The sequence below is a fragment of the Trebonia sp. genome, from assembly GCF_030042015.1.
Taxonomy (GTDB): Bacteria; Actinomycetota; Actinomycetes; order Streptosporangiales; family Streptosporangiaceae; genus Trebonia.
In genome coordinates this window covers 1-8,363 of the sequence record NZ_JASIAL010000559.1, presented here as the reverse complement: position 1 = coordinate 8,363, position 8,363 = coordinate 1, and the positions used below count along the sequence as shown (strand labels likewise).

At 68.5% G+C, this 8,363-nt stretch carries 15 protein-coding genes; 7 read left to right on the top strand and 8 right to left on the bottom strand.

Annotated elements, in window-relative coordinates; translation table 11 throughout:
* On the top strand, window positions 1-288 hold a 288-nt coding region (locus Q1N79_RS29985), incomplete at its 5' end, for a hypothetical protein (RefSeq protein WP_300614492.1).
* Between the two features lie 308 nt (window positions 289-596).
* Window positions 597-923 (top strand): hypothetical protein, encoded by a 327-nt coding sequence (locus tag Q1N79_RS29980; protein ID WP_300614490.1) that lies wholly within the window; start codon window positions 597-599, stop codon window positions 921-923.
* 210 nt (window positions 924-1,133) lie between these two features.
* On the opposite strand, the gene Q1N79_RS29975 is transcribed toward Q1N79_RS29980, so the two are convergent.
* The gene (locus tag Q1N79_RS29975) at window positions 1,134-1,577 is read right to left on the bottom strand and encodes a PIN domain-containing protein (RefSeq protein WP_300614489.1); all 444 of its coding nucleotides are present in this window, start codon (window positions 1,575-1,577) and stop codon (window positions 1,134-1,136) included.
* Window positions 1,562-1,849: a hypothetical protein gene (locus tag Q1N79_RS29970; RefSeq protein WP_300614487.1), complete on the bottom strand. Its 288-nt coding sequence runs from the start codon at window positions 1,847-1,849 to the stop codon at window positions 1,562-1,564. Before Q1N79_RS29970 ends, Q1N79_RS29975 begins: the two co-directional genes overlap by 16 nt.
* Before the next feature lie 239 nt (window positions 1,850-2,088).
* Between Q1N79_RS29970 and Q1N79_RS29965 the strand changes: the two genes are divergently transcribed.
* From Q1N79_RS29965 to Q1N79_RS29955, 3 genes are all read left to right on the top strand, one after another.
* A complete protein-coding gene (locus Q1N79_RS29965; RefSeq protein WP_300614485.1) occupies window positions 2,089-2,439 on the top strand; it encodes a Uma2 family endonuclease in 351 nt (116 codons plus the stop codon).
* 179 nt (window positions 2,440-2,618) lie between these two features.
* Complete coding sequence (locus Q1N79_RS29960; RefSeq protein WP_300614484.1) at window positions 2,619-2,852, top strand: hypothetical protein; 234 nt, start codon at window positions 2,619-2,621, stop codon at window positions 2,850-2,852.
* Window positions 2,852-3,244 carry a type II toxin-antitoxin system VapC family toxin gene (locus tag Q1N79_RS29955; RefSeq protein ID WP_300614483.1) on the top strand — a complete coding sequence of 131 codons (393 nt, stop codon included), beginning with the start codon at window positions 2,852-2,854 and terminating at the stop codon, window positions 3,242-3,244. Before Q1N79_RS29960 ends, Q1N79_RS29955 begins: the two co-directional genes overlap by 1 nt.
* A 333-nt stretch (window positions 3,245-3,577) precedes the next feature.
* Here Q1N79_RS29955 and Q1N79_RS29950 read toward each other — a convergent pair whose 3' ends face one another.
* Genes Q1N79_RS29950 through Q1N79_RS30905 form a run of 3 tightly spaced genes read right to left on the bottom strand, consistent with a single transcriptional unit; the run spans window position 3,578 to window position 4,174 of the window.
* Entirely contained in the window at window positions 3,578-3,868 is a 291-nt protein-coding gene (locus tag Q1N79_RS29950) for a type II toxin-antitoxin system RelE/ParE family toxin (RefSeq protein WP_300614482.1), read from the bottom strand.
* Complete coding sequence (locus tag Q1N79_RS29945; protein ID WP_300614481.1) at window positions 3,865-4,011, bottom strand: hypothetical protein; 147 nt, start codon at window positions 4,009-4,011, stop codon at window positions 3,865-3,867. The genes Q1N79_RS29950 and Q1N79_RS29945 overlap by 4 nt, the downstream gene beginning before the upstream one ends.
* 10 nt (window positions 4,012-4,021) lie before the next feature.
* Complete coding sequence (locus tag Q1N79_RS30905) at window positions 4,022-4,174, bottom strand: type II toxin-antitoxin system prevent-host-death family antitoxin (RefSeq protein ID WP_367185160.1); 153 nt, start codon at window positions 4,172-4,174, stop codon at window positions 4,022-4,024.
* 43 nt (window positions 4,175-4,217) lie between these two features.
* On the opposite strand from Q1N79_RS30905, the gene Q1N79_RS29940 reads away from it, so the two are divergent.
* Both Q1N79_RS29940 and Q1N79_RS29935 read left to right on the top strand, forming a co-directional pair.
* Window positions 4,218-4,388, top strand: a complete 171-nt coding sequence (locus tag Q1N79_RS29940; protein WP_300614479.1) for a hypothetical protein — start codon at window positions 4,218-4,220, stop codon at window positions 4,386-4,388.
* Between the two features lie 244 nt (window positions 4,389-4,632).
* Window positions 4,633-5,904 (top strand): PQQ-binding-like beta-propeller repeat protein, encoded by a 1,272-nt coding sequence (locus Q1N79_RS29935; protein ID WP_300614478.1) that lies wholly within the window; start codon window positions 4,633-4,635, stop codon window positions 5,902-5,904.
* A 201-nt stretch (window positions 5,905-6,105) separates the two neighbouring features.
* Here Q1N79_RS29935 and Q1N79_RS29930 read toward each other — a convergent pair whose 3' ends face one another.
* From Q1N79_RS29930 to Q1N79_RS29920, 3 genes are all read right to left on the bottom strand, one after another.
* Entirely contained in the window at window positions 6,106-6,792 is a 687-nt protein-coding gene (locus tag Q1N79_RS29930; RefSeq protein WP_300614477.1) for a DUF1707 domain-containing protein, read from the bottom strand.
* Window positions 6,793-7,419: 627 nt separating this feature from the next.
* On the bottom strand, window positions 7,420-7,896 hold the full coding sequence (locus Q1N79_RS29925) for a hypothetical protein (protein ID WP_300614476.1): 477 nt from the start codon (window positions 7,894-7,896) through the stop codon (window positions 7,420-7,422).
* Window positions 7,896-8,201, bottom strand: a complete 306-nt coding sequence (locus tag Q1N79_RS29920; protein WP_300614475.1) for a hypothetical protein — start codon at window positions 8,199-8,201, stop codon at window positions 7,896-7,898. Before Q1N79_RS29920 ends, Q1N79_RS29925 begins: the two co-directional genes overlap by 1 nt.
* Between the last annotated feature and the right edge of the window lie 162 nt (window positions 8,202-8,363).

Sequence of the window (8,363 nt, the reverse complement as noted above, 5' to 3'; positions counted from 1 at the left end):
GGCGCCGAGTTGGCGATACCGGCGGGAGTCGTCGCCCAGGCATGGCGAGGCGGTGCCCGGCAGGTGAGGATCGCGAAGCTGCTGCAGCTTCAGGTGACGTCGATTATTGCCCTTGATGCCAAGCTTGCCCTGCGCATCGGTGCCAGGTGTGCGTCCACTCGTTCAACGGACGTGGTAGATGTGAGCGTGGCCATCTGCGCGAGTGACCGGAGGCATCCCGTCGTCACCAGCGACCCAGCCGATATCGCCGCGATCGACCCGGCACTGACGCTCGTCCGGCCGACATGACGGGTTACCAGGTGCGAAGAAGATCCCGGTAGGTTCGCACTGCTGGGATCTACTCGCCCGCCGTGGCCTCTCCCTGGCGTGCCTAGGAGGGGGTCCGCGATACGAGCCGCGAAACTCCGCGCGGCGCGCTCCCTGATCATGGCGGTTAGCCTACCTGCCTGCGGGAATGTCCCGTATGCCGGGTTTGCCCGGGCGGAATGACCCCGGAAGTGCCGGCATAGACGTGCTCCTCGAAGACCCTGAGGAGATCTCCGACCCTCTCGAAGCCGAGCTGTACGCCTACCGCGACCAGCTACAGGCAGCAGCCAGTGTCGCGGGTGGAGTCCGGTCTGCTGGCGCCGGATGAGGCGTTCGCGCGGGCCTGTGATCTGGCGTTCCCGGCGGCGGGCGGGTGGTTCGCGAGGTTCTGGGAGGCACGCGCCAAGTGGGATACCGCCATGCCGCCCGCGTTCCGCTCGTTCGTCGCTGACGAGGCCAGGGCGACGGCGCTGTACGTGTTCGAGCACAGCCTCCTGCCTGGTGCAGGCGGGCAAGTACGTGTCAGCGCGGCCAGCACCTGGTCGAAAGCATCCAGGTGCAGGGTGTACTCGCACAGCAGGGTCAGCAGGTCGCGGGCGAGATGCCTGACCGATTGAGGCCAACGTGCCTGTCATTGACAACGTGCCGACCCCCGCCGGACCCACCGCGCGCCAGATCGGTGCCTCGGCAGCAGCAACCATGCTGCTCATCATCGGCATCACACACCACGGCGGAAGAGCGCGCGGAACGTTCAATTCTGGCCGCTGACGATGAGTGGCAGGGAACCGCCTGCGAGGCGATCCTCCGCTGCCGCCAGCGCACGGCTGTCAGCCGGCGAAGGTCAAGGTCAGGATGTCAAGGCCGAGGATACGGTCAAAATGCCGGAGGTTGGCCGTCCCGACACGCCATCCGGCGGTAATGGCGGTCGCCGCCACGAGCCTGTCGTGCGCCCCGACGTCCTGCCCGGCAGCGGCAAGCCCGGCCCAGATCCGGGCATGCGCGCGAGCGGCGAGCAGGCCGAACGGCAGCGGGGGAAACGCGGCCAGGACCGCCTCGACGAAGGCCTCACGGCGGACCCGGTACTCCGCAGTGGCGCGGTGCACGCCGTGCAGCAGCTCAGAAGCCGTGATGGCAGCGATCCCGACCTCCTCATCAGGCCCCAGCTGCTCTTCCAGGCGCCTGCTCACCCCGGCCAGCGCGCTTCCCGGCGGCAGTCTCCGGACAGCGCGTTCAAGGTCGATGAAGACAGTGGTGTCTAGGAGCGTGCCCACGGGTCATCCGGAGCCGGCCCGACGTCGGCGAGCACGGCCTCCATGTCGTCAGCGAAACCGGGATCCGGCAGGGCCGCGTCGGCGAGCATCCCGAGTGCCTCGCGCAACGGCCGTCCGCGCCGCGTGGCCGGCGAGTCGGCTGCCGTGTCGTCCGGATGCATGATGACGAAAGTCGGCCGTTCGTGATTCACGACGACCACCCGCTCGTGACGGGCAACCGCCTCGCGCGCATGCCGGGGAATCCGTACCTCCTCAGCCCTGATCGTAGTCATAACTCCACGGTAGCACCTGGACCGTACGGAAGCGTACGGTTCCGTACGGCCAGGCCTGCCGGACCAAATTCAGACAAATTAGATTCCACATAATGTGCCTGGACCTCGGCATCAGCGCGTGGATTTCATAGCTTGTGGGGTCCCGCTGTCGATCTCAGCGTCGTCGGGCTGCTCACCGCGATGCGCCTCGACCGGACCGGACTGGAACGCTGACATCGACTTCGATGTCCGGCTAGGACGTGCCGCTGAATAACCGCCGTCCGGACGTCGTCGTGTACCGGGCCGACACCATCGACATGACGCCTACCCGCCCTGAGCACGTCCTGCTAGTGGCGGAGACCGCCTCACCAGGCTCGGAGACCACCGACCGGGTCGTGAAGCGCGACCAGTACGCACGCGCGGGCATCCCCTTGTACTGGCGTGTGGAGTGGACCGTGACAGGCATCCCGGTGGTATATACCTATCTGCTCGATTCTGCGAGCGGGCAGTACCGGGACGGTGAGGTATTCACCGGAGTGGTCAAGGCGGCGGTTCCCTTCCCGGTCGAGATCGACCTGTCGAGCTTCGGGCAGCGGTCAGGGCCACCATAGTTCAGCCGGGCTGGCATCGACCGACCCAGCCGGTATCGCCGCGATAGACCCGGCTCTGACGCTCATCCGGCCGGTGTGGTGAGCGTAAGGCTCGCCGCGCCGACTACCCGCGCCCGCGGGAAGCGCTCTGCTGGAAGATCTGGTTGAATTGTAAGACGAATTGTCTTACAGTTCAAAATATGGCTGATACGATCACCTTCCGCACCGACGAGGAGACCGAGCACGCGCTTGACGTGCTCACCAGCGAGGGCATCTCCCGGTCTGCCGCGATCCGGCAAGCCGTGCTCGAGACGGCCAGCCGGCGCGAACGCGCGGCCCGGATGCGCCGGGACATGCTGCGCATGGACCTAGGGCAGCCAGACGGCGTGAACGTGGCAGAGGAACTAGCCCGTGACCGCGCCGGCGAGCGCTGATGATCTACCTTGACTCACCCGCCGTCGTCAAGCTCGTCCATGCCGAGCCGGAAACGCCAGCGCTGCGCACCTGGCTGGATGAGCGGGCAGAGACAGGCTGGATTAGCTCGGTACTGACCGAGATCGAGTCCTTTCGTGCGCTGGCCCGGTACGCACCCGAGGCCATCTCGCGGCTGCCCGCCCTGCTGGATCAGGTCGACCTCGTTAGCCTGGATTTGCCCATACGGATCCTGGCCCAGACGGTCCGCCCGGCCACGGTGCGCAGCCTGGACGCGATCCACCTCGGGACGGCGCTGCACACCCGCAGCACCCTGACCTCGTTCGTGACCTACGACAAGCGCCTGCTGGACGCCGCCAGGACGGCAGGCCTCCCGGTCGACTCGCCAGTCTAGCCAAAACTATCCGCCGAATAGCCGGACGATGCGCCGATGCGCCATACTGAGATTCGCTTTACCGGCCCCGGCTTCCTTGCGGATGACCGGGGCTTTTTGTCGGTCCCGCCAGATGTAATGGTCAGATGCCTGATCCAGCGCTCACCGCGCTCGTGACAGACCCGAGAGCTAGAGTCTTGGTTTTCACCGATGGCCAGAATCTTTACAAGACATGCCGGTCGCTGTTCGGCTATCCGCTTTGCCATCCGCACCTTCTCGCGCAGCATCTCGCGGGCAACAGAACGCGCGTTGACTCCCGCTTCTACACCGCTGCGAGTGCCAACTCGTGGTCGGCTACAGATGCGGGCTGTAGATCTCCGAACGGTGCTCGATGTCGAGGACGTGGACGGTGCGGGTGTTCTCGCCGATCCGGTAGACGGGGCGGTAGGTGCCGCGACGGGCGCCATGGCACCCCGACAGGGGGCCGGTCAGCGGCTTGCCGACACGGTACGGGTTCTCCGCCGGCGCGCTGTCGCAGAATTCGATCACAGCCGCCGTGACGGCTTCCGGGAGCCGGGAAGCGATCGCCCGCCTGGCCGCGGGCTGGAACCGGATGTCGTACCGCTGCCCCGGCTGGCCGGTCACGCGCCGCCGGCGCGGCGCCGGGCCAGGTCCTGGCGTACCGTCGCCAGGTCCGCGCCGGGCTCGCCGCGGCCGAGCGCCGCAAGGCTCTCCCCGATCCGCGCCACCGCGTCGGCGTCAGCGAGGATCTCCAGGGTCATCTCCATGCCCTCAAGGTCATCGACCGACAGCAGGCTCGCCGTTGCGGGTCAGGGTGATCCGCTCATGCTGCCGGCGCACCCGCCGGGCAAACTCGGACAGCCGGGCCTTGGCCTCCGGCAAGGGAACGGGCGTGGCAGCGATCGTTATAGTCACGAGTATAGATCTCATTGGTCAGAATGCTGACTATAGGGTTGCACACCGGGACGTACGCGTGGTCCGGCTTGGCGAGTCCGCGACGGCGGCTGACCTGACCACGCTGACCGCGGACGACGTGCACGGCGCCTACGCGGAACTCGCCGCGTATGACAATTCACGAAACACGCTCACCGGGGCTGTGCCGACGGCCATACTGTCGCACAGCCGAAACGGCTTTCGGCTCTGAGGTGGGGAGCGTTTTCATGGTGCCGCCATTCAGGTGTCCCTGGCGCGTCACGATCAAGTGCCGGACTGCCGTGCCATCGGTCCTCGCGGTCCTCGTGACGGGGGTTCTGGCGGGGTGCGCCGGTTCGTCTACGGCGCCGGCCGTGGCCGGCTCGTCTGCCGCCACCGCGCCGTCCGCGCCGTCAGGGTCCGGGCCAGGGTCACCGGTCCCCGAGGGGTCAGGAGGATCGCCCGCCGCACCAGGCTTGGCGACCGCTCCTGCCGCCGGGACCACCCTGGCGACGATCAACGAGATAGGGCAGACGAACGTGATCTCGAACCCGCTGGGCAGCGGGTTCACGGCGGTCCACGACTTGTTTGACCTGAATTCCAACACCGACGTGTCCTCCCTGCAGACGTACGACATCGGCGGGAACCTGCTGGCGACGCTGCACGCCGGGTCGTTTAGCGGCGATTGCGGAGCGGCTGACATCGTGAACAAGGCAGGTCGGCTGATCGTCACCGTGCTGATATCGACGACCCCTGCACAAGGGATCAAGCCGGCGTCTTACTCGGAGACGATGACCGCGTGGAACGCCGCGACGGGCGCGTCCGTCTGGACCGCCAGCATCGTGAAGAATCAGGCCGAGCAGATTTCCTGCCCGCCAGGCGGCACAGGTGAGCTCTACGCCTTCATGTCCACCCTCAACGGGCAGTGGGGCGTCCTCGAACTGCCGTCAAGCGGGGGCCCGAACGCCTACCTCGACGCGATCGACCTGACGACAGGCAAGCTCTACCCGCGCTCGGACTTGGCGGGCGTCCTCGGCAACGACGTCGTCACCGGCAGCGGAAGCGACGTAGACGGCGACTACGCGAGCCTGACCGTGACGGTCCCGGGCAGCTGGCCGCAGCTTGGCACCGCGGCAGGACCAGGGGGGCCGAGGGGCGCCAGCCTGGAGCTTGACGGTGAGGTCCCCATCGCCAACGACGCCGCGCCGGACAACTTCGCCGTGACAGGCTACACCGGGGATCTGGGAGAAGGCAGCGGGCTCGACGCCGTGGCCACGCCGGACGGCGGCTACCTCGCCACCGTGTACTCCGACGAGAACGGTAACTCCGCCGAGCGCGGCTACGCGCTGCCGTCGCTGCACCAGTTGTGGAACGACCCGGTGCCGCTGTACAGCACGGACATCATCGTGGGGGTCAACGACTCGGCGATCTTGATCGCGCGCACCAGGAACGAGGCCGGCTCGGCGACCGAACTGCTCGCGCTCGATCCCGGGACGGGACGGACGCAGTGGACGGTGAACATCGGGGGCGGCGCCGTGTGCGACCTGACCTCTTCGCAGGTTCTGGTCGCAGCCAACAACCAGCTGGCCACTCTCAGCGCCGCCACTGGCAAGCAGTTGTCCTACGAGTCAGATCCTTACCCCGGTGTCAACGGCGCGGCCGCGGGCTGCCCGAGCGTGATCGGAACCGGCCTGGGCGGCGCCGGCATGAACAGTAACAACCAGGTGGTGCAACTGCTCGCGCCCTAGCCAGGGCCGCGCCGGCCGCGGCTAGGCTAAACCCGGTGAGTGGGTTGCGGGAATTGTGGCTGGGGAGTGGCACGGCTCGGTCGGCTGCTCGGGGCGCGGTCGCTGCTCCGGGGGAGGCGGCACTGTCCGTTCGGGATAAGTCGGGCGAGAAGCCGACTTCCTGCTGGCCACGGCCACCGGAACGGCGTTCGTATGGCGCTGTCACAGCCATGTCGCCCCGATCCAGGCCCCGTGCCAGGCGGCTCGCCGTCGCGACAGGACAGTCATCCGCGCAGGATAGCCCGGCGTGTCCTGGGCCGTGCCGTGCCCGGCCTGCCCGGCCTGCCCTGCCTGGCCGTCCTGAACGGACTGCCTTGCCGGGGTAGCCGCCTGCCTCGGCGCGGCCTCGCCGATAGCGCCTGGCGGTTGCCTGTGCGGCGGATGTCCGGCTGTCGCGTCGCCGCGGTGCGCGGAGACCGCGCAAAGCCAGGAGACGAACGCGACCAGGAAGGCCAGGATGAACAGCAGGTAGAACAGGTTCGCTGTGGGACCCGCCCCGCTGCCGGTCAGCGCGGCGTCCGTCATCATGACCGCCCCCGTGACGAGCGTGCAGCCACCGGCCACCGCCCGGCGGCCGGGACGGGGCCGGCTCCTGGCAGCCGCGGCCCTGGCCGCGCGCTGCGGCATGGGCGCCGCCCCGGCGGGGATGTCGGCAGTTAGCGTGGCCAGGTCCGCATAGGTGAGCGCCGTGAGCGCGCCGCCAACCCGGTCCCCGAACTCGTCCCGTGTCAGCAGGCCCTCCACGAACGCTGCCTGAAGCAGTGCGACCACTCGCTCGCGGTCAGCATCGGATGCTCGCAGCCACCCGGCCGCCGCACCCCGGCCTCCCGGCCCTGTCTCCATCTCCATCAGCCGCCTCCCCTCGCGGGGACCCTCATACCAGAGGCTAGCAGTGAGCCTGCCACCACGCAGCGTCAGGCTACGTCGATCGTCGCCCCCGGGCTGGAGCGCAGCGGCCAGCCCGGGGCCGACCGGGCCGATGCGGCCGCTGTGGCTGGGGAGCGGTGTCGCGGACCGTCATCACCCATGTCCGTGGAGCTGCCAGCCAGCGGGTACTGCAAGATAGAGGGCTGCTGGTACGTCAGCTCAGTGGCCGTCTCCGAGTTCTCGGCCACCGGGCATGTCGGCCATGGCGACGTACCATTCAGCAAGCATGAGACCTCCCGGAAACCGGCATTGACCATGGGTCAACGGACTCGACCGGACGCGGGGGGCCGACCGCGCACTGGAACGCGGCTGGTGGTGAGCGGAACCGCGCTCGCCGGCTGGCAGTCCTGGCAGGGGCGGCCGTGCGTGGCAGCGGGTCGGCGCCCCGTCCCCGGCAGGCGGCGTCGAGGCCGTCCTCACCGGCGTCTCGTGCGCCTGGCGGCTCGTCACGGCTATTCAGACCGCCGAGACATTGGGCCAGTTGCGCCAGCGGCCCGGCTGGATTGGGCCAGTTGCGCCAGCGGCCCGGCTGGATTGGGAATGTTTCCGCTAGCAGCGGGAACGCGCGGCTGCGTTACGTTTCCCCTGGTTCCCGACCCCCTCAAAGGGGCAAGGTGGCAAGGTCGGGAACCCTTCCGACTCCGGAGCGGCACGGCTCGTTCGGGATAAGTCGGGTGAGAAGCCGACGGCGTGCAGCAGCCGGGAGCGGCGGGTACCGGAGGCGGGCCTGGCGGGCTCGGGCTCGGCCGGCTGCCCGGGCCGCGGGGTGACGTCGGTGACGATCTCCTCGGCCATCCCGTACAGCAGCGGCAGCGCGCCGGCGACGACGCCGCCGGTCTCGTTGATGTGCTCGACGCCAGGGCCGATGAGCGCGGCGTCGGCCACGATGCCGCGGACGATCTCCGCGCACTCCTCCAGGTTGGTCGCGATGCGGGCGAGCAGGGTGCCGACCCAGAACAGGTAGAACGCCAGCGCCGCGATCAGCACGACGATCTCGATCACGGTCAGGACGACTAGCAAGGTCATCAGGACTTCACCTTTCCGAGCACCCGGCCGAGGAACAGATGGTGCTGCAGGCCCTCGGCGAGGACCGCGTCCACGCCGGTGGCGACCTGGGGGATCAGCACGGTGTCGGCGGTGTTCGCCTTGGCCGCCTTGAGCGTGTCGCGGACCGTCACCACCCGGCGGTCGATGACCTGCACGAGGTAGATGAGCAGGCTGAGCAGGGCCGCGACCGCGACCAGGACGATCAGGCCGACGATGAGGGCCCACACCCACAGGGTGTGCTCGGTGCCTGACATCGCCAATGCTGACATCGCGAGCGCGTGCATGGCTAACCTCCCAGCCTGGCCCGGCCGCGCTGCAGCCCGCCGATGATGATCGTTGCGTGCTCGATCGTGGTGCGCAGCGCCGCGAGCGGCGCGGTGTTGTGCACGGCGTCGGTCAGCCCGGCGTTGATCTTCGGCGCCTCGTTGCCGATCGAGCGGGCGAGC

Excerpts from the sequence above, each read along its gene's own strand:
- Q1N79_RS29925 (WP_300614476.1), bottom strand. The coding sequence starts at position 7,896 with ATGACCTTGCTAGTCGTCCTGACCGTGATCGAGATCGTCGTGCTGATC.
- Q1N79_RS29970 (WP_300614487.1), bottom strand. The coding sequence starts at position 1,849 with ATGACTACGATCAGGGCTGAGGAGGTACGGATTCCCCGGCATGCGCGC.
- Q1N79_RS30905 (WP_367185160.1), bottom strand. The coding sequence starts at position 4,174 with ATGAGATCTATACTCGTGACTATAACGATCGCTGCCACGCCCGTTCCC.
- Q1N79_RS29945 (WP_300614481.1), bottom strand. The coding sequence starts at position 4,011 with ATGGAGATGACCCTGGAGATCCTCGCTGACGCCGACGCGGTGGCGCGG.
- Q1N79_RS29960 (WP_300614484.1), top strand. The coding sequence starts at position 2,619 with ATGGCTGATACGATCACCTTCCGCACCGACGAGGAGACCGAGCACGCG.
- Q1N79_RS29955 (WP_300614483.1), top strand. The coding sequence starts at position 2,852 with ATGATCTACCTTGACTCACCCGCCGTCGTCAAGCTCGTCCATGCCGAG.
- Q1N79_RS29930 (WP_300614477.1), bottom strand. The coding sequence starts at position 6,792 with ATGGAGATGGAGACAGGGCCGGGAGGCCGGGGTGCGGCGGCCGGGTGG.
- Q1N79_RS29920 (WP_300614475.1), bottom strand. The coding sequence starts at position 8,201 with ATGCACGCGCTCGCGATGTCAGCATTGGCGATGTCAGGCACCGAGCAC.